This is a genomic window from Nitrospira sp. KM1 (genome assembly GCF_011405515.1).
Classification (GTDB): domain Bacteria; phylum Nitrospirota; class Nitrospiria; order Nitrospirales; family Nitrospiraceae; genus Nitrospira_C.
This window is the reverse complement of record NZ_AP022671.1, coordinates 4,045,631-4,071,107: the sequence shown is the minus strand read 5'-3', so window position 1 is coordinate 4,071,107 and position 25,477 is coordinate 4,045,631. Positions and strand designations below refer to the sequence as shown.

The window sequence follows — 25,477 nt, the reverse complement described above, 5'->3', positions numbered from 1 at the left end:
CTCTCTCTACGATCTTTCAACTGACGAAGTCCCGCACGCGTCACTCGCAGCGACTACGGCTTCTGGTACGTCCCCTGGTGGCTGGTCCAATCGCAGCCTTTCTCCGGGTTGGTGTACTCACTCCATGGCTCAGGCTTCACCAGTCCTTTGGAACGCGACACCACCTTGAACTGGCCGTCCTTGAGAATTTCTCCGATGAGCACCGGCTTATGCGTATGATGGTTGCCGGTATCCATCATGATTTCTCCACCCGGTGCGAGAAACTTCTGGCCATACACCGCCTTACGAACCGCATCGACTTCGAGCGCCCCAGCCTTTTCGACAGCCTGCTTCCATACGTGGACGCCGAAATACGCGGCCTCGATCGGATCGTCCGTCACGCGTTTTTCGCCGTCCGGCAAATTGTTCTTCTTGCAATACGCCTTGAAGTCCGCGACGAACTTCTTGTTCTGAGGTGTGTCAACGCTTTGATAATAGTTCCAGGCGGCCAGATGACCGACAAGTGTCGTGGTATCCATGCCGCGCAACTCATCCTCCGCCACGCTGAAGGCCATAATCGGAGCATCTTCCGCCCGCAATCCCTGATTGGCAAATTCTTTGTAAAACGGCACATTGCTGTCGCCGTTGATCGTGCTGATCACCGCCGCCCCGCCTCCAGCGGCAAATTTCTTAATCTTGCCCACAATCGTCTGATAGTCCTGGTGATGAAACGGCGTGTATTCCTCCATGATATTCGCCTCGGGCACTTTCTTGGCGAGCAACATGGCGCGAAGAATTTTATTCGTCGTACGCGGATACACGTAATCCGTACCGAGCAAGTAGAACTTCTTGTATCCTCCGCCCTCCTTGCTCATCAGATATTCTACGGCAGGCACGGCCTGCTGATTGACGGCCGCGCCGGTATAGAAAACATTGCGCGAACATTCTTCGCCTTCGTACTGCACCGGATAGAACAGCAAGCCGTTGTTCTTCTCAAACACCGGCAGCACGGACTTGCGGCTGACCGAAGTCCAGCAACCGAAAACCACGGCTACCTTGTCTTGCAAGAGCAACTGTTTGGCTTTTTCCGCGAACAGATCCCAGTTGGAGGCGGGATCGACCACCACCGGTTTGATCTGCCTACCCATCACGCCGCCTTTGGCATTGATCTCTTCCACCGCCATCAGCACTGTGTCGCGCAAAGAGACTTCGCTGATCGCCATGGTGCCGCTGAGTGAGTGGAGGACACCAATTTTTACCGGCTCCTTGTCCGCGGCATAGGACAGAGCCCAATGGCCTAGGTTCCCCAGCAGCGCGGCGATGCCTATACTGGCTGCGGTCTTTGAACCTTGTACCAGAAAGTCCCGCCGGGACTGTCCTTCCTCAGGCCCTGCCGTCAGGTGATGTTGCCCGTCGTTGAGTTCAGCGCTCATGTTTGACTCCTATCAGTGATCGGCCGTCCGCCATCCGCCTGTGCTAAACAACGAACCGCCTGATCCGTTCTATGGTTAGAAGTTGTACCAGGCTGACAACGTAAACATGTCCGCCTGATTGGACGCCTTTGCCGAATAGGTCGTCGGCTGCGCCCAGTTCGTCCAGAAATGCTGCCACTCAAATCCCATCACGAAATCCGACCATATCGGGTGGATCGCCGTGAGATACGTCCGTTGGTTGGACAGATACTGGATGCTCGAGTTATATCCAGTTGACCCAGGCGTTGTCCCGTAGGCATTGATGCTGCCCTTGAGATCGCTGTCGAGGGGATTATCAATGCCGTACCCGAACAGAAACGTATAATCGCGAGAGTAGGCATAGCTCAATTGGAACCAAGAGGTTAACGCGCGGACAGGGTTGCCGGTCGACCAGTTCAAATCCTGGTTCCACCTGAACCATTCATTCCCCAGCGCTTGTCCATAGGCCAATTCCCACGTCAATCTTAGCTGTTTGGCCAATTGATGAACAGCTTCAAGACCCACGAGATAGGAGCTGATGTCCTTGCCGGGAGTGGCCAGAACGCCGGTAGGGGTCGGTGCCGACCGATACCATCGATAGGCTCCATTCACCGCGAGCATCGTCCCCGCCATCTTGCCGGTGCCATTGAACGCGAACCTCGTTCCGAAATATGGCATCTGAACTGGATCGTTAAAGGCCGATGTGCTTCCAGGCCCGCCTCCATTGCCGCCGGTGTCGGTTGTCGTCCGCACTTGGGTATTGCCGCAGCAGTTGGAGAGTCCACGCTCGAACCGCATCACCGTGACGAGTCCTTCAAAATTGTCCGAAAATTTTTGCCGCACCGTGATCTGCGGAATACGTTGCCAGAGATTTCCGGTGTAGCCCATGATCGAAAAGTCGATGTTATCGCTCAACAGTCCCATAATGGGATTCCAGTCCTGCCCCACCGTGAAAATGGTCTTGTTGTTGTTCGGCGAGTATTTCAGGTACGCGAGACGCAGACGGGGCAACAGGTTGTTGCCGCTGTCAGACTGCCCGTAGAAGTCCATCTCGACGACGCCAGCGAGTGTACTGACGCCGTCCGTTCTATCGGCTCGAAGGCCAAACACGCTGTAGCGGGGATTGAGGGTGGAACTGCTATTGCCCTGCCGCCCGGCCGCCGTGCCATAACCATTGAACTGCTGTGGATCTAACGGGTTGGTATTTCTTGTACTGTAGATGCCATCGAGTTCGATGCGTCCATACGGCGTGAGCGTTCCCTTACTCCCTTTGGTAAAGAGTGGCGCGATACAGCCTGCACAGATATTGACGGCCGGCTCCACATCCTCCAATTTCCTCGTCTCTCTCCCCCCGCCCGCCTCTTCACCCGCGGCTTTTTCCTGCACTTGAGCAACAACCGGAGCTTCCATCGCAAACACCGTACCGAGCAAGATCACGGTGATGGCCCAGCCTGGAATTCTCACACTGCTTCTCATTCCTAGTCCTCCTCATGATCGACAACAGGTTCATCACTCATGTCATCCGGAAGGAGCGGCTGGAGTCAAAAAAAAACGCCCTTCCGGCCCGCCAAGTGGACCAAAAGGACGCCATTGTCCTCTCGCAGTAACCCGTGCCTTTGATCAGGACTTCATTGTCCCTCTCACTGTACGGCACGATGCGCCACGCTTATAGGACCTTTGCCTACCGCTTGTCAAGACAGTATTCCAAAAACTGCAGCCTATTCAGGGCCTGCAGTACAGCACTCCGGTTCCTATGCTAAACTTACCCCCGCTACCATACACTGGAACGCTTTTGCTGAAGATCGACGTGCGATGATAGGCCGATTTTTACTCGTCTGTATCCTCCTCACAGGCGGATGCGCAAGTACCCCCGAGGTGGATACCATGCTGCACGAGGCCCCAAAGGGGTCAATCTACCTCGAGCGGATTCCCGATCGATCGTTCAAGGCAGCTCATCCGATTATCCTTGATGAAGCGGTGATCGCGCGTACACTCCGTGGCGTCAAGGTGACGGCCGCGAGCACTGCGCTTCAGACTGTCTTCTCTAAGACACACCCGTCAGACCAGGCATTCTCAGAGGAAGATATCACCTTCTTAGCCCCCTTCCTGTCCGCCGCGCTTCGTCAGGCTGCAGCCGATCAGCAGGTGGGTTTCCAGATACGTCGCTACCCTTCTGATCTTTCCTATTCGCGCCAGAGTGGAGCGGGGATCGGATCCTCAGAGCCTCCCCTGGCCAATTCGACTCTGCTCGAAACCACCACGGGACATCTTCTGGTACATGAACGCTCGCTTTACCTCACCGTGAGCGAATATCGAACACGAGCGGAGCAAGGAGATGCCATCAACATGGCAAACCGGCGATTACCTGATCCTTCAGGGCAGACCGACCTCGAGTTACGCTTCGAGCCCAAGGAAGCATTGGTCGAAAATGGAAAGAAACCTTCCCTGCTTGCGGGCAGTTCTCCGGAAGCTTTCTTTGCAATCGACTTTGCACGACTAGCCGCATTGCCTGCCGGGAGTAAGGCGCTTGCACCCACGACGGAGCGCGCTGTCAGCCCCACCGAAGGATCAAGAGCGAAGGATCAAGACTTACAACAGATCCGGGAGGAGATGAAGAGAAAAGACGTGGAAATCGATACTCTCAAGAAAGAGGTGGAGGACATCCGGCGCGATTTGGGGAAGCCCTCGAAATCGCCGTAGCCCGTTCTCGCAGCTGTTGTGAGTCGCTTCGTTCTCCGCCGATCGTAACCTCAATGATGGGGTTATAAGATAGTTCCATGATGTGTCTCATTTCTCGCGCAGTTTGTTGCACATGCCGCACATGCTCCTGCCGTGCTAGACTTGCGAAAGAGTCCAGGCGAGGTGGGCTGAATGCGTCACCGAAATATTCCCATCTTCATAATATTGACTGCGCTCTTGGCCGGCATTTCTGCCTGTGTTACTTCCGCTCAACCGATCGTTGTCCTCTATCAATCTGATCGGGGAAGACTCTCCTTGGAGCGCACAGCTGATCCTTCGTTTCAGGCTGCACACCCGATCAAGTTGCCAATTGATACTATGGCGTCAGTGTTTCGAGGTGTATTCATGCGAGTCGATACGGACGTGCCGAGTAGCGCCGGTGTACGCGAGCCAGGCATCGTGCGGGCGTTTTCAGAGGAAGACATCGCCTTTCTGACTCCCTCGGTTACGGACGGATTGAGCCAGGCTGCTCCAAACCAGCAGATCAGTTTCGCGATTAAACAGACCGGCGCTCTCCATCAATCGCCCATTGAACAAACGACCGGATTTCTCTATGCCTATGGGCGCTCCCTTTATCTCACACTCACGCAGTATAAAGGCGGTTCCTTACAGCCCGGCAATGGCGGCATGGGCAATCCGAATGTCCGCGACGGCAAGGGAGCGGTGAATGATCAGGTTCTATTTTTCCCGGAATCGGCCAAGCGAGCTGATACGTACCGCGACTCCCGATCGACCAACTCAACACTGGTTATTGACTATGAATTGCTCGCCCGCCTTCCGCATGATCTTGGACCAGCTGCTTTAAATTCGACGCCCTCGACTGTCGCACCGACAAAGAGCCCTGCCACGACAGCCACAGACCCATCGGCCGCAAAAGGAGAACGGGGGCAAAAAGATCCTGAATTAGAGGCACTCCGGAAAGAACTTGAGGAAATCAAGAAGCAACTCGCTGAACAGGCCGCTCAGCGGAATGCAACCCAACCGAGGATCCCGGCAACTCCGAAATCCCCTGACCGATGATCGACACCTAACCTCGCCGTTTATCCGCGCGTTCTTCGAGTTCTCCCGCCAAGAGGACTGCCTCGGCAATTTCACGCATCGATTTACGCAGATCCATGCTCTGACGCTGAATGAGCTTGAACGCTTCTTCTTCGGTAAGTTTTTTCGACCGCATCAGATAGCCTTTGGCGCGTTCCAGCAATTTGCGAACGGCAAGCGCCTCCTGCATTTCGAACGATTTTTCCAAGAGCGTCGCATGCTCAATAGCGATCGCCGCTTGGTTCGCCACAGCTTGAAGCAGCTTGACCTCTTCGTTCGTGAACACATGCGGGACGGAGGTATAGCTATTAATCACCCCGACCGCCTTCTCACGGACCATCATCGGCACGGAAAGCAGCGAGGACAACCCTTCCCGTCTGGCGATGTCCGGATACATATAGTCCCGCTCTTTCGTGACATCGAGGACGATAATCGGTCGGCGCTCTTGAACCGCCCGGCCGCTCACGCTTTGGCCCATCTTCAAGCTGGGCTTCCGCCGATACTGCTCGCTGAGGCTCTGCGTAGCCTCGATTCTGAGATCTCCCGTCGCCGGGTCGAGCAGCATGATGGAGCAGATTTTTGAATTCATCATCTGCGCGGTCATCGTGACCAGCAATTGCATGACGTCCTCGAGAAGACGGCTGGATGCAACAGTCTCCGAAACTTGCGACAAGGTTTCAACCTGGAGAGCCTTGCGTCTCATCTGATCGTACAGACGAGCATTTTCGATAGCACCCCCAACTTGATTGGCGATCGTGGAAAGCAGCGCGAGTTCATCCATCCGATACCGTTTCGGCCGCTTGTGCTGAACGTTGATGACCCCCGTCACTTCCTTCTTCGCCATGATCGGAACGGAAACAAAGGCCTGATGCCGATCCTCCGGAAGATTATGGAAGAATTTGAACCGGGGATCATCGCTTGCATTACTGGGAATGACGACGCGCGTTCGCTCCCGAGCCACCCAACCGGTAATCCCCTCACCCATGCCGATGGTAATGCGACCAATGAGTCGGGGATGTGGATTTTTCGAGGCGCGAAGAATCAGTTCATCGCCCCCGTCGGAGAGCAGATACAGCAGACACGCATCGGCCCGCGTCACCTCAACGACGATTTCAACGATGTGCTTAAGGATTGATTCAAGGTCAAGCGTGTTGCTGATGGAATCGGTAATACGATGGAGGACATCGACCTCTCGGCTTTTTTCTTGAAGCGCCTGTTCGAGCTGTGACACTGACGGTGTACGCTTGGATGTCATACGACCTTATGATCACCTGCGCGCTATGCGCGTCTTCCGGACGACTTTGGATTGATGCGTTGCACCTTGGTCGCTTCTGCGGACATGCAGGCCTCGGAACCATTCGGCACAGGTCTCTCTTCCGATTTTCTGGATGACGACGCTCCCAATCTGAACTGGCCACACTCCAATGACCTGCCCACCAATGGCCTTTTTATCATGCTGCATCGCGGACCACAGGGACCGAAACGTCCTTCGAGGCATGACATCCGATAGACCGGCGGAGAGAACTATTGATCGAATTCTTTCGGGCACGTTCGATGAACATAGTCCCACGTGGGCGGACAGATTGGCCTCTTGCACCATCCCGATTCCTACCGCCTCGCCATGAATCAAACTTCTGTATCCTCCAAGCACTTCGAGCGCATGCCCGATCGTATGTCCGTAGTTTAAAATGCGGCGTCGGTCGGATTCGCGTTCATCTTCCGATACGATCTGCGCTTTGATTTCACAGGATCGGCCAATCACCCTGATGATGTCAGCGCTGCGAAGCGCCGCGAGATCCGCCATCGAACGTTCCAGAAATTCAAAAAATGCCTGATCGGCGATGACGCCATATTTAATCACCTCAGCCAAACCGGCAATCCACTCACGGCGCGGGAGCGTCTCCAATGTTTGTGGATCGACCAGTACGGCGCGAGGTTGATGAAACGCGCCAATGAGATTCTTGCCTAGCCGATGGTCGATACCGGTTTTGCCACCGACGCTGGAGTCGACTTGCGCCACCAGAGTGGTAGGGACCTGAACGAACGGAATGCCCCGCTGATATATGGCGGCGGCGAATCCGGTTAGGTCTCCGACGACGCCCCCTCCGAGGGCGACGAGAAAAGACCCTCGTTCAAATCGTTGTTTGGCCAAGTGATCGAGGATGCGTTCCACCGTCGGCATGGATTTGGATGGTTCCCCCGGCGGCAGCACGATAGCTGTAGCGTGAAAGTCGGCAGCCCTCAGGCTGCGGAGGACGCCTTTGAGATAGTGACGGGCGACATGACGGTCGGTGATGATTCCGACCTTGCGGGCATTGGTGAGTTGACGAATTCTTGTACCGACCGTGGCGAGAAGGCCCTGCTGGAGCGTGACCTCGTAGCTTCTCTCTCCTAAACGCACTGAAACCGTCTGCTCGCTCGAACCAACCATACGGACCCAAGTCACCTCAAACACATAGGCGTCTTTCCCTGTCCAAGGAGAAGGATAGAGGGGAGCGTCGCCTGCGTGACGTCAACTGGATGAGAGGGTGAAAAATCAAGAAATTCGACGAGATACTACCACACTCTGACGGGAACTCAAAGACGGCGGGATGTATGATTCACCGTTACCGTGAAGATCCCTTAGCTGGCTACGAGACCTTCACGATCGTCGGTGTCATGAAAATCAGCAACTCTTGTTTGGACACGGATTCAGTCTTGTTTTTGAACAGCCAGCCTAAGACCGGAATACGGGACAGATAGGGAACTCCCGCCACGTTGTTATTCTGAGTATCGATGAACACCCCTCCGATCACCATGGTCTCACCGTCTCGGATGATGACCTGTGTATTCGCCTCGCGACGGTCGATGCTAGGGCCGGCGGGGTTGCTCCGCGCGCCAACCGCATTACGCGTCGCTCGCACTCTCATAAGAATTTGTTTCCCAACCTCTTTGGGATCGCGTGATGTAATTTGAGGTGTGACGTTCAATTCTAAATTCGCATCGACGAAGGTCGTCTGTGTTCCTTGAAGTGACGTAGTCTGAAAAGGAATCGACTCACCTTGTGAAATCTTGGCCTCTCGTTTGTCGAGGGTCGTGACTTTAGGCGCGGCGATGACTTTGCTCAAGCCAAGCAATTCACCCGCGGAAAGCCTGACATCGAGCATCGCACCGTCAGCCTTTCCAAATGTGAATCCGGCTCCCGGCGTGCTGACCAGCCCCCCCACCGTGGCAGGCAGATTCACGAGGAAGTCTGACGTCTGATTGCCGAATGTTCCCGTTGTTCCTGATTTGAAATTGGCGACACCGAATGACGGTCCAAGCGTATTCACATTCTGCACACCCCACTGCACACCGAGCGACCGGGAATACGTGGTGTCGGCCTGAACGATTCTCGCCTCGATCTGTACCTGAGGCACCGCCAGATCCAATCCGTCGATCAATTGCTTGAGCACGATCATCTTGCTTTCGGTATCTCTGACGATCAATGCATTCGTGCCGACACTGACCTGCATGACTCCTCGAGGACTCAAATTCTGTCGCAGAGACGTCATCAATTCCTGCGCCTGAAGATTCCTGACGTAAAATACGCGGTCGACCAGGGCCTCCGCTTTCGTCTTTGCATCCTTGGCGCGGGCTTCCTCGTCTTCCTGCTTAGCTATGTTCGACAGTGAGTCGATCCATAGAATGTTGCCTTGTCTGATTTTTCCGAGACCGTTCATCTTCAAGATCATGTCGAGTGCCTGATCCCACGGCACACTGACCAGCTTCATCGTAACCTTGCTTTTCACCCCTTCGCCAACCACGATATTGAAGCCGCTGACCTCTGCGATCAGACGGAGCACATTGCTGATATCCGCCTGCTGGAAGTCGAGGGAGATTCTCCGACCCACATATCGGGTCTCTCCAAGAACAAGATCGTCCTTTTGAGAATTGTTTTCTGACACAGTCGGGTCGGTCATCATTTGAACCGGCCGGATTTGGAAGGACGCGGGAATCCGACGGATGGATCGTGATGGTTTCTGCAGGGAACGAATACTGCCGGGAAATCCCTGTGCTCGGTCCTCGCCCTCGCTGGCAAGAGCTATTTTTTGAACGTGAGACTCCCCCGATGCCGTGACCTGAGGAACTTCTTCCTTTTTTAGCGTCACAGCAATCGTGGTGTCCTGCGGTTCAACGGAAAAAGTCGATTTGCTCCCCAGATCGAACACAACCCGTACCTTGTCGGCGTGATACCCCAGCCGAACCTTCTTGAGAAGCTGATGATCAACCGAGTAGACAGGTTTCCTGACCGCCGCAGACACGCCAGGAATATCAACGACCAGTCGTTTCTCCCCTAAGAGGTTGACCTCGTGCCTCAACCGACCATCTCCCGAAATCACGACTTTGACGTCATCATCACCACGCCGGATGTCGACGTCGGTCACAGTATGAGCCAAGTCTTCCATCGCCATGTCCGCCGAGACGGACGGGACAGAGATATCCGACAAGGTCTGGCCGTAGTCGGGAATTTCGGCGGTTCCCCCAATCATAGGTATCGTCAGAGGCATGCCGAATACTCCGATCGCGGAGACAACCCTGACCAACGTCGTCGTTTGCATGGCTTTAGGTATCATTCTGAACCCTCTTTCGGATGGAGAAGCTTGACATACTCTCGTTCCTGCTTTCTTCCGTACACGTCCGTAAATCGCTCTTGGACGATGATCCCCTTTTCCGTTATCGCACTGACGACTCCGTTGTTGGGACCCATTCGCGTCCCTTTTCTAACTGAATAACCATTTCCGTCAGGAGTCTGGACCATAGCCGTATACCCATACGCTCCCCATACGACAGCGATCAGATTCATATCGGTCAACCCTACCCGCTGTAAGGGAGGAAGAGTCAGATCCACTTGTCCTGGAGACAATTGTTGGAGGATCGGAGCAAACGGATCACGGCGTCCTGATGGATCGTACCCATTGACGGAACTCACGAAGGATGGCGGAACAGCATCCATCATCGCGGAGTTGGCATCAACTGGAGATGAGGCCACCAGCGTCGCGGGCTTAGAGGGATCGTTTGGCGAAGGGACCTTCAAGGAATCCTGATGCATTGGGGCAACCTGCCTCAAGTGAGAGGCCAGTGAACTGGCATAGACTTCCTCCCCAGCTGGGAGCATCATCAGGCCGACGACGGATAGGATCAGAACGGTCCTACAGGCGAGGGTGACCAGGTCTCTTCGCACATCGTTGGTTCCGCCCCACATGGATATCTCCACTCGGTTATTCAACTTCTACTTAGCGGCAGGCAACGTGGTTGCCGATGCGACCTTCAACTCTTGCGGCGCCGCATACGCGACCAAATCGAATATGGTCTGTGTCACGACCCGGCCTTTTTCGACCTTTGGGCTCCCCATCTTCAGTCCCGATACCGTGATGATTCTGGGCAAACTATTGACGCGATCGAAAAACAATGCCGCCGTGTGGTACCCACCCGAAACCTCGACATTGACCGGCATCTTGACGAACAGCTTAGAAGGATCTTCCGATTTTCCAGCCGGCTTCCACAGCTTGATGTCCAAACCCAGCCGAATCGCAAGATCTGAAATCTGTTTCAACAACATCACCGCCTCTTCTTCCGGCGGCAAGCGCTCCTTCTTTTTTGCAAGTTCGATTTCCAACTGTTTGTTCGCAGCGATCAATTCATCCAGGTGCTTGACCTTGATTGTCAGAGTCTGAATATCGCCGTCGAGTTTCGTAATGTCGGTCTGAAGGCCCGTAATCTCCGTGGTCTTGGGTTCCACAATGTAATAGTAAAATCCCACCACAATGCCGGCCAGAACCAATGTCAACAGCCCGACCTTCTGAGCGACGGGGATCGTACGCAACACTTCGAGATTGAGAGAGGGTAACGTCATGTTTATCCCTTTAGACGAAAGCCCATCTTGAATTGATAGACGCTGACCTGGGCTTCGACAGCTGATCGGCTCTCCTGTAGATCGATGTTCGTGAAGTAGTCTGTGCGACGAAGATTGTTGACGAATTCGACCACATCATCGTTGGAAAGAGCGCGACCCTCAAGATCGATCATCTGCCCGGTCACTCCGATTTTGACCAGCCATATTTTCAAGGGGTCGAGGCTCTGACTAACATGATCCAGCACTTTTACCGGTCCGATGCGAGACTTCTCCAACTGATCGATGATGCGATTCTTGTCTTCTAGATGCCTCTTACGCTGTTCAAAATCGGCAACCTGTTTAACCTGTTCGTTCAGCGAAGCAACTTGTTTAGTCTTTTCGCTTTTTTCGGTCTGGCGAGCTTCCAACTCTTCATCGAGCGTTGCCGAGTACCACCAGCATCCCGCGAGCGTGACGACGACGAGACCAACCCCGAGGAGTGCCTGAGCTCTCACGTCATACTGCGGTTTCGCCTGACGCCCTTTAGGACCGGGCAATAGATTGATTCGGATCATCGATCTCCTACCGATCTGAGGGCTAACCCCACCCCCACGGCTGCAAGTGGAGCGAGTTGGTCGAGAGCGGCTTGGTCCAGATCACTTGCCGTCGTGTCGATCTCTGCAAACGGATTGGCTGTTTCCACGATGGCCTGCATACGGTCTCTCAGTTGCTGTTCCAATCCGGCCACCTGGGATCCCCCGCCACACAAAAGAACGTGTTGCACATCGGCATCCGACATAGTCGACTTGAAGTAGTCCACCGTACGAGCTATTTCTGAGGCCACCTCCGCATTGACGCTATCAATGACCGTCGCAACGGCGGCTTGACTGCCTCCTGCAGAGTGTCCACCCTTCTTGGTTTCCTCGGCTTCCTCGTACGACAAACCCATCTCACGCTGAATCGCTTCCGTGTAGCGGTTGCCTCCAATGGGAATATCGCGGGTGAAAACGGAAACACCGCCGCGTACGATATTGATATTCATCACACTGGCACCGATGTTCACCAGAGCCGTCGTATCCTCTTGAGACACCGGATAATTGATGCCGTGCATATTCTCAATGGCAAATGCATCGACATCCATGACCATGGGCAGCAACCCGGCCCCCTTGACCAGTTCAGTCAATTCGTTGATCTTGTCTTTCTTCGCAGCCACAAGGATGACAGACATTTCATTCTGAGCATCCACCTCGCCTTCGTGGACAGGAAGCACGTGAAAGTCGATGTTGACCTCATTGATGTCGAAGGGAATATATTGTTCGGCTGCAAGCCTCACCTGGCCTTCAAGTTCCTCATCCGGCATGGGTGGGAGGCTGATCTTCTTGACAATGACGGCATGACCAGAAATCGAAACCGCCACCTGCTTGACCTTAACATTCAGCTCATCAAACAATTCTCGAATCGCCGCCACAACCCGGCCTTCGTCCATGACCGTTCCGTCGACGATGACTTCCGGTTCCAACGGCTTCACTCCAAACTTCTGCAATACATAGCGTCCCCTATTGTCCTTCAATTGAACCAGCTTGATACCACTGGATCCGATATCCAGCCCCACCAATTGCCGCTTGGGCGCGAGCATGGAGAAGATGTCCGTTTCTACCAAGCCTTTCAGAGAAGTCAGCATACGTGCCTCAGACTGTACATGAGTTCATTCGGGGTACAAATCTTTTTCATATTTCCACAACTCGTCGTCACCGTTCATTCAGGCTAGAGCAAAAACTTACAGTGTTTATGCTACTAAAACGCGTTTTTCATCTAGTGACATCTGACGATGCACAGGCTAAGTATAGTTCATATGCCCGCACTGTCAAGGAAACTGCTGATAGGCGAATGGTGGTATTAGATCAAACGGAGAAAGGCGGGAACACGAATGGAAGTAAATACTACTGCTTGTAGAGATCTCTGTGAACCACCGTCGCGTGGTACCCAACAGCGGCGAAACTTTCCTGCAAGCGCTTTGCAATCGATACCGAACGATGGCGGCCTCCCGTGCAACCAAGCGCCACATTGAGATAGCTACGCCGCTCGCGCTCGAACAGTGGGATCAAGAACTTGAACAACTGCTCAAGATGTCCAATAAATGCAATGGCGTCTGGCTCTGAGAGCACAAAGGCGCTGACTCGCGGGTCTTCTCCCGTCAGTGGTTTCAATTCAGGCACGAAGAACGGATTCTTCAAGAATCGCACGTCGAACAATAAATCGATGTCATACGGCACGCCGAATTTGTAGCCGAAGGTCACTATGGAGATCGTCAGCCGACGCGGCGATTCTTCCTGACTAAACTGTCTCGCAAGTAAGTCGCGCAACTCGTGCACGTTGAGATCCGAAGTGTCAACGATACGATCCGCGTGGCGTCGCAGATCAGCCAATCGTTCTTTTTCAACCCGAACACCCTCAAGTACGGGAAGGTCGGGTAAAAGAGGATGCGGCCTTCGGGATTCCGAAAACCGGCGAACCAGTACCTCTTCCCTGGCTTCGAGGAACAGAAGTTCCACGGCATGTCCCAAGACTTTTACCCGTTCGAGCACTCCGACGAGATCAGAGAAAAATATGCGTTCTCGTACATCAATGCCAAGAGCCACATTTTTTATCTCACCGCCTTGCTGGTGACAGAGATCGACAAATGTTGGTAGGAGTGCCGGAGGAAGGTTGTCGATGCAAAAGTAGCCGACGTCTTCGAAACATTTGAGAGCGTGGGACTTGCCAGATCCGGACAGTCCGCTAATGACGACCAACCTCAAGCCTGCCATCGTCCAATCCCTTACGGATCAATGAGGACGACCTGCCCATTGTCCCCTCGCTGGAGAATTTGCAGTTTGCCAGATTCAACGGACGTGAATACAACCAATGCCCCTGGCCGCTCATCGAGCCGTTTTCTTGCGGCCTCGGTCGAAAGAACTGCAATCTTAGGTTTCATAACATGCACGGGTTCCTGAAGCCCATCCAATGGGACTGCGCCTCGGACGCTTTTTTGACGTTTCCGCCCCTTGTGTTTCGTCTGCTTATCCTTTTCTTTACGGATTTGGGTTTCTAAACGATCCACGAGTTGGTCAATGGTCACATACATTTCTAACGTTGACGTTTTTGCTTGAAATCGCTTTCTCCCGACCGAGCATACGGCCTCGGCGATATGTTGCAGTTTGTTGACGCTCAAAATAACTTCCATACGATCCAACGATATACCGTACTTGAGCAGTCGACTGCACCGCTCGCGCACCCGTTCAGTCAGTGCCTCCGTCACAGCCAAATGTCGACCCGTGATCTTCATACCTTCACTCCTTCAAATCAATCCGGATTGCTGTCCATTGTCATCGCCCCCGCCTGATCAGATCACGCATGGCACCGGATCTGTACAACCATAAGGAAGCGCGACCATGCAGCCGTAGTAGATGGTATTGGCATGCATCGGCTAAAAAAATCGTTTACGCTGGGTGGCTGGCGGGATGTTCTCTTCCGCACGGTATTTGGCCACGGTCCGCCTGGCAATCAACACCTGTTGATCCCGAAGCTTTGCCGCGATTTCTTCATCTTTCAACGGTCGCCGCGCGTCTTCGGCGGCCACCATTTTTCTGATCATCTCTCTCACCGTGACTGAAGACAGCATGTCGCTGGGCTGGTCCGCACGCTGAAGTCCCGCGTTGAAAAAATATTTAAGCTCCAGCATACCCTGGGGACAATACATGTACTTGTTGGCTGTGACTCTGCTGATCGTCGACTCATGCATCCCGATGTCCTCGGCCACCTGCTTCAAAACCAGTGGCTTTAGGCACTGCACCCCGCGTTCGAAAAACTGCTCCTGAAACTTCACGATACTCGACACGACTTTTACAATAGTCTTGTTTCGTTGTTCGATGCTGCGGATCACCCATTGAGCCGCCCGCAGCCGTTCGTCTAAATAGGCTTTTGTTTCTGTCGATCCGCTTTGTCCGGCAGCCATCAACTGTTTGTAGTACGGGCTAATGCGCATCCTTGGCAGTCCGTCATCGTTCAGAAGCACGACCCATTCCCCTTCGTTCTTCACGACAAACACATCCGGTACGATAACGTAGTTGTGCGTACTGGAAAATGGTCGTCCCGGCTTCGGCTCGAGGGCCTCGATGACTTTGGTCGCTTGCAGAACTTCTTCGAGACTCACATCGAGTGCCTTCGCGATCCGTGAATACTGCTTCTTTTCCAGATCTTTCAGATGATGCTGAACAATCGCCTCCACAATCGAGCCCTTCAATGCACCGGGCCTGGCCCCCAACGAACCAATCGGGCTCTTGGCCAAATGACCGATCTGTAGCAACAAACACTCGGTCAGGTCGCGCGCCCCCACTCCGGTCGGATCGAATGACTGAATGTCCCGAAGAACCGACTCGGTTTCCGCTTCGGTGAATTCCGTATTCACGAGAATCTCGGACAGCGGCGTGCGCAAATATCCATCATCATCAAGATTGCCGATCAGCAATCGTCCAATCGTTTTCTGTCGCTCAGAGAGACCCGACATCGACAATTGCCACAGTAGATGATCTTCGAGAGAAGCAGCCTTTGCTAGGTTTTGCTCATAGGACGGTAACTCGTCCTGCGAGGATCCTCCCCCTTCACCAGATCCAATCCGTCGATCGCTGCCGAAATACTCTTCCCACCCGGCCGCCGACACTTCGTCCGGAGTTTCCCGTTCTTCGGTTCGCGGCTCTTCCGGGCTGGCCGTCTCATTTACGGTCGACGCCGAAGCGGCAGTTTCCTCCGCTTGTTCGTCCGTGGTATTAGGCTCGTTGTCATCAGTTTCAGACGAAAGTTCATCGAGGAGGGGATTGTCCATGAGATGCTGGGCAAGACTTTGCTGAAGCTCCAATCGCGAGAGTTGCAGCAGCTTGATGGCCTGCTGTAACTGCGGGGTCATGATGAGCTTTTGACTAAGCTTCAGATCAAGACGTAATTTCATCGTCAGCGTGCCTTCATGCCTACAATTTAAATCGTTCGCCCAAATACACGGCGCGGGCGGTCTCACTCTTCACGATGTCTGCTGGTGCACCGGCCTCTAAGATCTTGCCCTCGTTAATGATATACGCTCGATCAGTGATCGAAAGGGTCTCCTGAACATTGTGGTCAGTGATCAGAATTCCAATGCCTTTCTCTTTCAGACGGGTAATGATCTGCTGAATGTCTGCCACTGCGATAGGATCGATGCCGGCAAATGGCTCGTCCAGCAGCATGAAGGAGGGATTGGTGGCCAATGCTCTGGTAATTTCCAACCGCCGGCGTTCACCTCCAGATAGGGCATACGCCATGCTTGCCCGGATATGGCCCAGATCTAATTCTTTCAGCAGCAACTCCACGCGTTCAGCCCTCTCGACACGAGAATAGTTGAGCATTTCAAGAATTGCGACAATATTGTCCTCCACCGATAGTCGGCGGAATACGGAAGACTCTTGCGGGAGGTACCCGATCCCCTTTCGCGCGCGCTTAAACATGGGCAAATCGGTCAACGTTTCCTGATCGAAGGTAATCGTTCCTTCGTCCGGCTGAGTCAATCCAACCATCATGTCGAAAATTGTCGTCTTCCCCGCCCCATTCGGTCCTAATAGGCCGACGACTTCACCGGCGTGGACCTCTACCGACACGCCTTTCACAACCTTTCTGGAGCGAAAGCTTTTGACGAGACCATCCGCTCTCAGAATCGATTTTGGAGCAACGCTTCCCTCTGGGCGCAAAGCCATGACCGGCATCAGATGCACGTTCGTCACTTTGTTTCGCCTTCCGGCTCTATCCGCACGTGAGATCCGCCTTCGACCACGCTGCGGTCTTCGGCCAGAAACATCGTGATCTGTTTACCGCTGACCCGTGTGCCTTTTTCCCAAGCCACTGGAGAGCCGGTCAGAACAATCTTATCCTCTTCCCGATAATATACGGCCTTGTCACATGTTGCGTTACCATTATCACGTTCAATCTTTACTCGTCCCATCGCTTCAATCTTGTTTACTGCCCGGTTGGATACAGTTTCAGGGCCCTTTCTGTTGACTGCTGGCTTCGCAACCTCCAGAGTGTCCGGGCGGTTGGTGGTGGGACCGTTTTGTGATCCGAATGAAACGACCATGCGATCAGAATAGACGACCAGGGTTCCTCGAGTCAGAACGACTGATCCTTCAAAGATGGCCAGATTATCATGATTTTTTACGGTCATTTTCTTCGACGTGATTGTAGTACCCATTGCCTGATCCTGACCGGCTGGGCCGGTGACAGCCTGCGCTGTTGGATAACTCCAGAGACACGTAGTGGCTGCCAATAAGCTAAGATGTCGGAGCCACGTCCACATGCACATCCTCAAGCACTTCAAATTCTTCACGATCAAGGTGTCCCAGCAGTCCCTTACCCGTGACCTCCAAACCATTGCCGACTATTCGGACCGGATCGCTCGTCCTGATCTGTCGAGTGCTGTCAGTCCAGACCAAATGGTTGGTATAGATGATGTAGCCGCTTGCGGTGTGGAGGACGAGGGGTTCTGTACGATTCGCCAATCTAAAGTTCTTTGTGTCAGTCTCTAAAGTTCCCTCATCACCTTCGACCGTCAAATCTTTGCCCTGCTGCCCGAAGAGGGTGACCGCTACGGTTTCCAAAAGCGCCCGCTTATCCTGTTCAAAAAGCCTGGCTTCCTTGGCATCAACCTGCCATTGAACTTTATCGCCCTTGGTTTGCGTAAATGTGAAATGCGAGATAGTCGCGTCCGCTCTATCGATCGTTCCAGGAGAAGCGGATTTTGGTGGAGGGGCGGAGGTGGAATTGGTCATGAGCAAGTACACCAAATAGCATGCCAGGACGACGCTTAGAGCCAATAGCCCGCGTTGGATCAGCCGTCTCAGCACCTCGCGCCCTTCTCTTACTCAGCAGAAACCTATTGGCACGATAGTAGCATGGAGAGTGAGCCAAGTAAACTCAGCAGTGCTCACGCAAACACAATTCAAAAAAACAAAATTCGCTGAAAGCGAAACAAGACCGACACGAGGCTTGAAGAGCCTCGTGTCTTGTGAGAGGCGTTACGACTTTGTCGATGGGGCAGTAACGGAGGGTTTCTTGTCAGCCGGCGTATCTGGACGAGTCACCAATTCAATGGCAACCATTTCAGCTGCATCACCAATCCGGCGACGGGTCTTTACCATCCTGGTGTATCCGCCTGGACGATCCTTGAAGCGAACCGCGACATCACTAAACAATTTCGAGACGACGTCTTTGCTGCGTAAGAAACTGAGCGCTCGTCGACGGGCAGGCAACGACCCGTCTTTACCCAGGGTAATCATTCGATCCGTAAATCCTCTGATCTCTTTGGCTTTCGCCTCGGTGGTTTCAATCCGTTCGTGTTCAAGAAGTGACGTCACGAGACTTCGGAACAATGCCCACCGGTGTTTGGTTTGACGTCCTAGCTGTCTTCCTTTTTTTCTATGACGCACGGGTCACTCTCCGTTCGTTACTCACCGGGCTTTGGATTACCGTTTGCGGGCAAGGCATCCAGCTTCACCCCTAACCCTAATCCCATTTCGGTTAGAATTTCTTTGATCTCGTTTAACGACTTCTTGCCGAAGTTTTTCGTTTTCAACATTTCGGCTTCAGTCTTTTGCACCAAATCTGCGATGGTCTTGATGTTCGCATTCTTGAGACAGTTGGCGGCCCGGACGGACAATTCCAACTCGTTGACGCTCCGAAACAAATTCTTATTGATTTCGCGTTGGGCCTCGTCACCCGCCAGTTCACCACGTCCCTCGACTCTCGCCTCGGGATTGATGAAGATGTCCACGTGGTCCCGCAAAATACCCGCCGCAGTCGACAGGGCGTCACGCGGAGAAATTGTCCCGTCCGTCCATATCTCCAGGGTCAATTTGTCGTAGTCCGTCATTCGCCCGACACGCGCATTTTCGACGTGAAAATTCACCCGCTTGATCGGAGAAAAAATCGAGTCGATGGCGATCACGCCGATAGGAAGACCCTCTTCCTTGTTACGTTCAGCAGGAACGTATCCTCGTCCGTGCTTGATCGTCATTTCAATGTCGAGCGACGCATCTTTATCCAACGTCGCAATATGGAGGTTTGGGGTCAGAATCGTCACGTCGGCATCATGGACGATGTCGGTTCCTTTTGCTTCCCCCGGGCCTTTCTTCTTGAGTCGGATCGTCTTGGGTTTATCCGTATGAAGGGCAAGCCGGAGTCCCTTGACATTCAAGATGATCGAAGTCACATCTTCCGTCACACCTGGAATCGTCGAAAACTCGTGCAAGACTCCTTCAATCTTGACGGTTGTCACCGCCGCGCCGGTCAAAGACGAGAGCAAGACACGACGCAACGCATTGCCGACCGTCGTGCCGAATCCGCGTTCAAACGCTTCCGTGGAAAACCGTCCGAACGTTGGTGAATGTGTTTCCTTATCGACTTCAACCCGCATGGGGATTTGGAAGTCCTTCATCGATTTGATCATGAGTCTCCCTTCTTCTCAGCTGTCATCGTTCCGGTCGAAGCATTCTGACCAGCATGACGCCGTTCTTCTGTGCTTTATCTGGAGTACAACTCCACGACCATCTGCTCGTTGACCGGCAACGTGATCTGATCCTTCGTCGGTAACGACCGCACGGTGCCTTTGAATCCTACCTTGTCCAATTCAAGCCACTCCGGGATACCACGGCCTTCGACCGATTCCAAGGCGGCTTGAATCGAGACCAGAGTACGGCTTCGTTCGCGAACCGCCACCACATCGCCGGCCCTGACCAACGCCCCAGGAACATTGGTCTTTCTTCCGTTGATCATGACATGGCCATGGCTGACGAGTTGTCTGGCTTCCCGTCTCGAGGCACCAAATCCGAGCCGGTACGTGACATTATCGAGACGTGATTCCAAAAGACGGAGCAGTGCCTCTCCGGTCACACCAGTTTGACGTTCTGCCCGCTCGAAGACCCCTCGGAACTGGCACTCCTGAAGCCCGTAGATGCGCCGCAATTTCTGTTTCTCCCGAAGCTGCAGGCTGTAATCAGACGTCCGTTGCCGGCCTTGTCCGTGCTGGCCAGGTGGATAACTCCGACGTTCGATGGCACATTTTTCCGTCATGCAGCGCGAGCCCTTGAGGAATAACTTTTCCCCCTCGCGACGACACAGCCGACAGACAGGACCGCGATACTTTGCCACTTCTCTACCTCCGGTTATCGGACACATCCCAAACGGATGCGTCGAAATGTTACCTCAGACTCGCCTCCGCTTCGGCGGTCGGCATCCGTTATGGGGAATTGGCGTTACGTCTCGAATCAGGTTGATGCGAAGTCCGGCGCCCTGAAGCGATCGAATAGCTGACTCACGCCCAGACCCTGGGCCGTTCACATAAACATCCACCTGCCGCATGCCGCTTTCCATGGCCTTACGGGCAGCCGCCTCACCGGCGCGCTGCGCGGCAAACGGCGTACTCTTGCGAGAGCCCTTGAACCCCTGATTGCCTGAACTCGCCCACACGACCGTATTGCCACTCATGTCCGTGATCGTCACGATCGTATTGTTGAATGAAGCCTGAACGTGCGCGATGCCGCTCTGAACAATGCGCCGCTCTTTCTTTTTTCCCTTTTTCACGCTCATGAGACGCTCCTACTCAGTTACGCTCCAGCCGGACGATTGGCTGGTTTCGGTTTACTGCCGACGCCGGCTCGGCGGCCTTTCCTGGTTCGTGCATTGGTCTTCGATCGCTGCCCGCGGACAGGAAGGCCTTTGCGGTGCCGAAGTCCACGATAGGTGCCAATGTCGACCAGCCGCTTGATGTTCATTGAGAATGTTTTTCTCAGATCGCCTTCCACCTGATGACTCTGGTCGATGATCTCGCGAATCTTGACGATCTGATCCTCGCTGAGATCCTTTACGCGGACTGTCCCGTCAATTCCGGCTTTGTCAAGGATGGCAAGTGCCGCAGCCCGACCGATCCCGAATATGTAAGTGAGACCGATATCGGTCCTCTTGTCTCTCGGTAAATCCACGCCGGCAATACGTGCCATAGCTAGCTCTCCTCGTCTTGTGTCGTTCGTGACTAATCAGCTGAGGCAGTCCACGGGGAATTATCCCTGTCGCTGCTTATGCCGCGGATTCGCACAGAGGATCCGGACGACCCCGCGCCGTCTCACGACCTTGCACTTTGCGCAAATGGGTTTGACTGACGATTTAACCTTCATAACCTCATACTCCTACTTGAACCGATACGTGATGCGCCCTCTGGTGAGATCATATGGGGACATCTCCACCGTGACTTTATCTCCAGGCAGTATACGGATGAAATGCATACGCATCTTACCGGAGATGTGGGCAAGGATCTTATGGCCATTGTCCAATCGGACACGAAACATCGCATTGGGCAACGTCTCTGCTACCGTACCTTGAATTTCAATGATATCTTCCTTAGGCACGACTCGTCGCGTCTCCTTCCGCTTCCTCTACTGCAGCAGCCTGCTCAACACCCAAGCCGGCCCGCTCGGCTGAATGGCAATTGTATGTTCAAAATGAGCGGACAAACTTCCATCGGCAGTCACGGCGGTCCACCGATCGCCAAGCACACGAACCGCGGCTCCTCCCATGTTGACCATTGGTTCAATTGCCAGAACCATCCCGTGCTGTAGTCTTGGCCCTTGGCCTGGTTTTCCGTAATTGGGAACCTGAGGCTCTTCATGAAGCTGCCGGCCAATGCCGTGACCGACGAACTCGGTGACGACTGAATATCCAGCTGCCTCAACATGCTTCTGAACCGCATGGGAAATATCCGACAGTCGGTTCCCCACAACGGCCTGCTCGATCCCTCGATCCATAGACTCCTGCGTGACACGTACCAGCTTGGCGGTCTTGTCATCAATTCGCCCGACCGCAACCGTCACTGCAGAATCGCCATAGAACCCTTCGACGATCGCACCAAGATCCAATCCGATGATGTCTCCGTCTTTCAACACGCGCTTCGATGGAATCCCATGTACGACCTGCTCATTGATCGAAGCGCAAAGCGTCTTGGGATAGTTTCGGTACCCCTTGAACGCCGGAAGCGCTCCACGGGAGCGTATTTCATCTTCGGCGATACGGTCCAGTTCATCCGTCGAAACCCCTGGTTTCACGGCCTTCTTGACCGCCTCCAAGGCTTCGGCCACTACCTTCGACGCCTTTGCCATGAGGGCAATTTCCTCTGGCGTCTTGAGTATGATCATATCTTGGTATACGGCGCGAGTACCCCGAACAAAGCTTCAAATACCGTATCAACGGAACCAGACGCGTTCAACTGAGACAAGAGTCGCTGATTCCCATAATATTTTATCAACGGGGCGGTCTGCTCTTCATAGACTTTCAGTCTCGTCTCAATCGCCTCCGGCTTGTCGTCATTCCGCTGAACCAACACTTCTCCGCATCGATCGCATGTATGACCAGTTTTCGAAGGTGCGAACTCGACATGGAAGGTCGCCTGGCACTTTGGACAACTGCGACGCCCACTCAATCGCTTGATAATATCCTCTCGTGAAACCTCGAAATTCACCACGCGATCCAAGGGCGCTTGCGCGGCTTTTAACGCCTTGCCTAATTCTTCGGCCTGGAGAACGGTCCTGGGAAAGCCATCCAACACGAACCCTTTGGCGGAACTCGGGTCGGCAAGTTTGTTTCGAACAAGACCGATCACTACGGAATCAGGAACGAGCTTGCCCTGATCCATGAAATTCTTTGCTTCGATACCTAACGCCGTCTGATTGCGCACGGCTTCACGAAGCAAGTCGCCCGTCGAAATCTTGAGGACCTTAAACTGCGCGGCGATACGATCCGCTTGCGTGCCTTTGCCGACGCCGGGAGCTCCAAGAAACACGACACGCATCGTGGCTCACCCGCTCCGGCCACGCAGAGGCCCCATTCCCTTGCCCAAGAATCCCTCATAGTTTCTCATGAGCATATGAGACTCGATCTGCTGTGCCGTATCCAATCCTACCCCGATGACGATCAACAAGGACGTGCCCCCGAAATAAAACGGGACGTTCAATTTGTAGATCAACAATTCGGGAATCACGCATACCACCGCCAGATAAATCGCCCCGGCGAACGTGATATGGGTCAGGACTTTGTAAATATAATCGGAGGTCCGCTGACCCGGGCGGATGCCGGGAATGAACCCGCCGTACTTTTTCATGTTGTCGGCCATATCGACTGGATTCAGCACGACCGCTGTATAGAAAAAACAGAAAAACAAAATCAGCCCGACGTACATCAGTGTATATAGAAGCGATCCGGGAGCCAATTGCGCACCGATCGCCTTGACCCAAGGCGTCTCGAAGAATCCGGCGATCGTCGCAGGAAATGCGATGATCGATGAGGCAAAAATCGGGGGAATGACTCCTGCCGTATTGATCTTCAACGGAATATGGGTGCTTTGTCCTCCGTAAACCCGTCGGCCGATGACGCGTTTGGCATACTGAACCGGGACTTTCCGTCGACCGCTCTCGAGAAACACAATCGCCGCGACGACCGCGACCATCAACACAGCCAAGCCGATCAGCAAAAATGCATTCAACTGTCCGATCTCGTACAGGTTGTACGTCTGCGCCACCGCAGACGGCAGACGGGCGACGATACCGGCAAATATGATCAGCGAAATACCGTTCCCGATACCCCGTTCGGTGATTTGCTCTCCGAGCCACATCAGAAATCCCGTCCCAGCGGTCAGCGTGATGACCGTCATGAACCGGAATCCCCAGCCGGCATTCAGAACGAACGCGCCCTGATTCATCTGTTCAAGACCGACCGCAATGCCAAACCCTTGGATCAGGGCGATCCCAATGGTTCCGAACCTCGTATACTGGATGATTTTCTTCCGGCCTCGCTCGCCCTCCTTAGCGAGCTTGGAGAGGTGCGGGACGACGACCGTCAACAACTGGAGAATGATCGACGCGCTGATATAGGGCATGATGCCCAGCGCGAAGATCGTCAACCGGGACAGCGATCCGCCGGAAAAAATATCGAGGAATCCGAGCAGCGCCCCGCCCTGCTTCTGAAGAAACTCGGCAAGGGCCTCACCATTGACCCCGGGTGTCGGGATATGAGCGCCGATCCGGTACACCACGAGCATCCCAAGCGTAAAGAGGATGCGCGTGCGAAGCTCGGGAATCTTGATGATATTCTGAAAACTGGTGAGGAGCCTCTCAAACACCGGGAATGACCTCGACTCTCCCTCCCGCTGCTTGGATCTTGCTTTCCGCCGACTTGCTGAACTTATGTGCTTGGATGACGATGGCCTTCTTCAGTTCTCCGTTGCCCAGGATCTTGATAGGCAACGTGACTCGCTTGACGAGTCCGGCATCGACCAGAGCCTGGGGAGTGATGGTTCCCGACACCGTCAGATCGACCAAACTCTTGACGTTGACAATGGCATACTCTTTCCTGAACGGGTTTTTGAATCCATACTTGGGGACTCGCCGAACCAGAGGCATTTGGCCGCCTTCAAATCCTGCTCCTTTACCTCCGCCGGATCTCGCGAGAATACCCTTGTGACCCTTCGTCGCCGTTTTGCCATGTCCAGACCCCGGACCGCGGCCGATTCGCTTTCGTTTTTTTTTGGCTCCCTTGGCGGGAGCAAGCTCATGAAGGTTCATGATGGCTGTACTTCCAATAAATAACCGACCCGATGAATCAGACCGCGCACTTGCGGTGTATCAGGTCGAAGCACTGATTGACGGATTTTGCGAAGACCCAACCCTCGCAAGACGAGACGGTGTCGCTCCGGCGTGCCGATAGGGCTGCGCTTCAGCGTGATACGAAGGCCCTGAGATGCTCCCGACTTGGTCTTCGACATTATGCTCCCATCCCCGCCTGCCGGCCTTCCGACAGACCGCGCCTGAGATGCAGGACTTCTTCTGGATTTCTCAACTGCACCAAACCATCGAGTGTCGCGCGTACCGTATTAAATGGATTTCCCCGGCCCAGCGTTTTGGAAATCACATTGTGCGCCCCGACCAGTTCCACGACAGCTCTCACCGCTCCACCCGCGATGATGCCCGTACCCTCGACCGCAGGCTTGAGCAACACATGCTCACCCCCGAACAACCCGTGCACTTCATGGGGAATCGTCCCGGACTTGAGTGGGACATGCACCAGGTTCTTCTTCGCCTGCTGTACGGCCTTAGAAATCGCAACAGGGACTTCCGCCGCCTTGCCTTTGCCGATGCCGACCCACCCCTGCCCGTCGCCGACGACGACGAGTGCGCAGAAGTTGAATCGTTTACCGCCCTTCACCACCTTTGCAACGCGGTTGATGAAGACGACCTTGTCCTTTAAGCTGAGTTCGTCTGGATTGACTCGCACGCCGTACCTCTTTTCTCAATGCTTCTGGACCACGCAGAACGAAACG

30 protein-coding genes are annotated in these 25,477 nt (G+C 54.0%); 2 read left to right on the top strand and 28 right to left on the bottom strand.

The window, feature by feature from the left end; genetic code table 11:
• Positions 1 to 53 precede the first annotated feature (53 nt).
• Positions 54 to 1,412, bottom strand: coding sequence for an urea ABC transporter substrate-binding protein (urtA, locus tag W02_RS19260; protein WP_173050711.1), 1,359 nt, complete (start codon positions 1,410 to 1,412; stop codon positions 54 to 56).
• 75 nt (positions 1,413 to 1,487) lie between these two features.
• Positions 1,488 to 2,906, bottom strand: a complete 1,419-nt coding sequence (locus W02_RS19255; RefSeq protein ID WP_173050709.1) for a hypothetical protein — start codon at positions 2,904 to 2,906, stop codon at positions 1,488 to 1,490.
• Positions 2,907 to 3,314: 408 nt separating this feature from the next.
• On the opposite strand from W02_RS19255, the gene W02_RS19250 reads away from it, so the two are divergent.
• Both W02_RS19250 and W02_RS19245 read left to right on the top strand, forming a co-directional pair.
• Complete coding sequence (locus tag W02_RS19250) at positions 3,315 to 4,130, top strand: hypothetical protein (RefSeq protein WP_173050707.1); 816 nt, start codon at positions 3,315 to 3,317, stop codon at positions 4,128 to 4,130.
• A gap of 384 nt (positions 4,131 to 4,514) precedes the next feature.
• The gene (locus W02_RS19245; RefSeq protein WP_173050705.1) at positions 4,515 to 5,189 is read left to right on the top strand and encodes a hypothetical protein; all 675 of its coding nucleotides are present in this window, start codon (positions 4,515 to 4,517) and stop codon (positions 5,187 to 5,189) included.
• A gap of 7 nt (positions 5,190 to 5,196) precedes the next feature.
• Here the strand turns inward: W02_RS19245 and W02_RS19240 are convergent, their stop codons facing one another.
• From W02_RS19240 to rpsE, 26 genes are all read right to left on the bottom strand, one after another.
• Positions 5,197 to 6,462, bottom strand: a complete 1,266-nt coding sequence (locus W02_RS19240; protein WP_173050702.1) for a GAF and ANTAR domain-containing protein — start codon at positions 6,460 to 6,462, stop codon at positions 5,197 to 5,199.
• 12 nt (positions 6,463 to 6,474) lie between these two features.
• Entirely contained in the window at positions 6,475 to 7,653 is a 1,179-nt protein-coding gene (gene aroB / locus W02_RS19235) for a 3-dehydroquinate synthase (protein WP_197742071.1), read from the bottom strand.
• Positions 7,654 to 7,837: 184 nt separating this feature from the next.
• A complete protein-coding gene (gene pilQ, locus W02_RS19230; RefSeq protein ID WP_173050700.1) occupies positions 7,838 to 9,802 on the bottom strand; it encodes a type IV pilus secretin family protein in 1,965 nt (654 codons plus the stop codon).
• Positions 9,799 to 10,431 (bottom strand): pilus assembly protein PilP, encoded by a 633-nt coding sequence (locus W02_RS19225; RefSeq protein ID WP_173050698.1) that lies wholly within the window; start codon positions 10,429 to 10,431, stop codon positions 9,799 to 9,801. The genes pilQ and W02_RS19225 overlap by 4 nt, the downstream gene beginning before the upstream one ends.
• A 27-nt stretch (positions 10,432 to 10,458) precedes the next feature.
• Positions 10,459 to 11,082: a type 4a pilus biogenesis protein PilO gene (locus W02_RS19220; protein WP_173050696.1), complete on the bottom strand. Its 624-nt coding sequence runs from the start codon at positions 11,080 to 11,082 to the stop codon at positions 10,459 to 10,461.
• Positions 11,083 to 11,084: 2 nt separating this feature from the next.
• The gene (locus W02_RS19215) at positions 11,085 to 11,636 is read right to left on the bottom strand and encodes a PilN domain-containing protein (protein WP_173050694.1); all 552 of its coding nucleotides are present in this window, start codon (positions 11,634 to 11,636) and stop codon (positions 11,085 to 11,087) included.
• Positions 11,633 to 12,742 (bottom strand): type IV pilus assembly protein PilM, encoded by a 1,110-nt coding sequence (gene pilM, locus W02_RS19210; RefSeq protein ID WP_197742070.1) that lies wholly within the window; start codon positions 12,740 to 12,742, stop codon positions 11,633 to 11,635. The genes W02_RS19215 and pilM overlap by 4 nt, the downstream gene beginning before the upstream one ends.
• A gap of 259 nt (positions 12,743 to 13,001) precedes the next feature.
• Positions 13,002 to 13,868, bottom strand: a complete 867-nt coding sequence (gene rapZ, locus W02_RS19205; protein WP_173050692.1) for an RNase adapter RapZ — start codon at positions 13,866 to 13,868, stop codon at positions 13,002 to 13,004.
• Between the two features lie 11 nt (positions 13,869 to 13,879).
• Complete coding sequence (hpf, locus tag W02_RS19200; protein WP_173050690.1) at positions 13,880 to 14,386, bottom strand: ribosome hibernation-promoting factor, HPF/YfiA family; 507 nt, start codon at positions 14,384 to 14,386, stop codon at positions 13,880 to 13,882.
• A gap of 141 nt (positions 14,387 to 14,527) precedes the next feature.
• Positions 14,528 to 16,045, bottom strand: coding sequence for an RNA polymerase factor sigma-54 (gene rpoN / locus W02_RS19195; RefSeq protein WP_173050688.1), 1,518 nt, complete (start codon positions 16,043 to 16,045; stop codon positions 14,528 to 14,530).
• Between the two features lie 19 nt (positions 16,046 to 16,064).
• A complete protein-coding gene (lptB, locus tag W02_RS19190; protein WP_173051554.1) occupies positions 16,065 to 16,820 on the bottom strand; it encodes an LPS export ABC transporter ATP-binding protein in 756 nt (251 codons plus the stop codon).
• 23 nt (positions 16,821 to 16,843) lie between these two features.
• A complete protein-coding gene (locus W02_RS19185; RefSeq protein ID WP_173050686.1) occupies positions 16,844 to 17,311 on the bottom strand; it encodes an LptA/OstA family protein in 468 nt (155 codons plus the stop codon).
• 79 nt (positions 17,312 to 17,390) lie between these two features.
• Positions 17,391 to 17,963 carry an LPS export ABC transporter periplasmic protein LptC gene (gene lptC / locus W02_RS19180; protein ID WP_173050684.1) on the bottom strand — a complete coding sequence of 191 codons (573 nt, stop codon included), beginning with the start codon at positions 17,961 to 17,963 and terminating at the stop codon, positions 17,391 to 17,393.
• 171 nt (positions 17,964 to 18,134) lie between these two features.
• Positions 18,135 to 18,545 (bottom strand): 50S ribosomal protein L17, encoded by a 411-nt coding sequence (rplQ, locus tag W02_RS19175; RefSeq protein WP_173050682.1) that lies wholly within the window; start codon positions 18,543 to 18,545, stop codon positions 18,135 to 18,137.
• Positions 18,546 to 18,562: 17 nt separating this feature from the next.
• Positions 18,563 to 19,564: a DNA-directed RNA polymerase subunit alpha gene (locus W02_RS19170; RefSeq protein ID WP_173050680.1), complete on the bottom strand. Its 1,002-nt coding sequence runs from the start codon at positions 19,562 to 19,564 to the stop codon at positions 18,563 to 18,565.
• A gap of 74 nt (positions 19,565 to 19,638) precedes the next feature.
• Complete coding sequence (gene rpsD, locus W02_RS19165) at positions 19,639 to 20,265, bottom strand: 30S ribosomal protein S4 (protein WP_173050678.1); 627 nt, start codon at positions 20,263 to 20,265, stop codon at positions 19,639 to 19,641.
• 54 nt (positions 20,266 to 20,319) lie between these two features.
• On the bottom strand, positions 20,320 to 20,703 hold the full coding sequence (gene rpsK, locus W02_RS19160; RefSeq protein ID WP_173050676.1) for a 30S ribosomal protein S11: 384 nt from the start codon (positions 20,701 to 20,703) through the stop codon (positions 20,320 to 20,322).
• A 17-nt stretch (positions 20,704 to 20,720) separates the two neighbouring features.
• Positions 20,721 to 21,113, bottom strand: a complete 393-nt coding sequence (gene rpsM / locus W02_RS19155) for a 30S ribosomal protein S13 (protein WP_173050674.1) — start codon at positions 21,111 to 21,113, stop codon at positions 20,721 to 20,723.
• Positions 21,114 to 21,173: 60 nt separating this feature from the next.
• On the bottom strand, positions 21,174 to 21,287 hold the full coding sequence (gene rpmJ / locus W02_RS19150; RefSeq protein WP_173050672.1) for a 50S ribosomal protein L36: 114 nt from the start codon (positions 21,285 to 21,287) through the stop codon (positions 21,174 to 21,176).
• 12 nt (positions 21,288 to 21,299) lie between these two features.
• Positions 21,300 to 21,518 (bottom strand): translation initiation factor IF-1, encoded by a 219-nt coding sequence (gene infA / locus W02_RS19145; protein WP_173050670.1) that lies wholly within the window; start codon positions 21,516 to 21,518, stop codon positions 21,300 to 21,302.
• Between the two features lie 27 nt (positions 21,519 to 21,545).
• Positions 21,546 to 22,301, bottom strand: a complete 756-nt coding sequence (map, locus tag W02_RS19140; RefSeq protein WP_173050668.1) for a type I methionyl aminopeptidase — start codon at positions 22,299 to 22,301, stop codon at positions 21,546 to 21,548.
• Complete coding sequence (locus W02_RS19135) at positions 22,298 to 22,954, bottom strand: adenylate kinase (protein WP_173050666.1); 657 nt, start codon at positions 22,952 to 22,954, stop codon at positions 22,298 to 22,300. The genes map and W02_RS19135 overlap by 4 nt, the downstream gene beginning before the upstream one ends.
• A 6-nt stretch (positions 22,955 to 22,960) precedes the next feature.
• Complete coding sequence (gene secY / locus W02_RS19130) at positions 22,961 to 24,280, bottom strand: preprotein translocase subunit SecY (protein ID WP_173050664.1); 1,320 nt, start codon at positions 24,278 to 24,280, stop codon at positions 22,961 to 22,963.
• Positions 24,273 to 24,722, bottom strand: coding sequence for a 50S ribosomal protein L15 (rplO, locus tag W02_RS19125; RefSeq protein ID WP_173050662.1), 450 nt, complete (start codon positions 24,720 to 24,722; stop codon positions 24,273 to 24,275). The genes secY and rplO overlap by 8 nt, the downstream gene beginning before the upstream one ends.
• Complete coding sequence (rpmD, locus tag W02_RS19120; protein ID WP_173050660.1) at positions 24,719 to 24,922, bottom strand: 50S ribosomal protein L30; 204 nt, start codon at positions 24,920 to 24,922, stop codon at positions 24,719 to 24,721. Before rpmD ends, rplO begins: the two co-directional genes overlap by 4 nt.
• Positions 24,922 to 25,431, bottom strand: a complete 510-nt coding sequence (gene rpsE, locus W02_RS19115) for a 30S ribosomal protein S5 (RefSeq protein WP_173050658.1) — start codon at positions 25,429 to 25,431, stop codon at positions 24,922 to 24,924. Before rpsE ends, rpmD begins: the two co-directional genes overlap by 1 nt.
• Between the last annotated feature and the right edge of the window lie 46 nt (positions 25,432 to 25,477).